The following is a 398-nucleotide window of genomic DNA, read 5'->3' as shown; positions in this document are numbered from 1 at the left end:
AGTATATACACTGAAAAAATTATTAAATCAAACATCACAATATCAAATTCTTGATACAGCGGCTAAAGAAGGTATTTATCCTCTTATTACACAACATGTTCCAAAAGAACAAAAAGAACAAGCTGTATTTGATTTCGGATTGCATTTCTCTATGTACTCTCTTCGAAACATCAAAAAGCTGTTCCGCAAAACGTATGAGTTACTAAACTACAAATTTGCTGTACCTTTTACAGAGGAATCGTATCACCGCAACTATCTAAAGTATCAAGAAGAAACGTTGTTTAGAAAGTATGCCTATGAACAAGGTACAAACCTAAACGCTTATATGGCTTTAGAAATAGAAATACGTGAACTCCTAAAAGCAAGAGGACATAAAGATCGTTTTATTCCAAGTGATG

The 398-nt window shown here is 32.9% G+C and carries 1 protein-coding gene; it reads left to right on the top strand.

Annotation, left to right across the window (positions count from 1 at the left end; all coding sequences use genetic code 11):
- On the top strand, positions 1–398 hold a 398-nt coding region (locus G9373_RS45755), incomplete at both ends, for a hypothetical protein (RefSeq protein ID WP_206034048.1).

Source organism: Rhodococcus sp. A14, from assembly GCF_011603105.1.
Lineage (GTDB): Bacteria > Actinomycetota > Actinomycetes > Mycobacteriales > Mycobacteriaceae > Rhodococcus_F > Rhodococcus_F opacus.
Note: the sequence above shows the minus strand (reverse complement) of the source record. Positions and strands in the feature narration are given on the sequence as shown.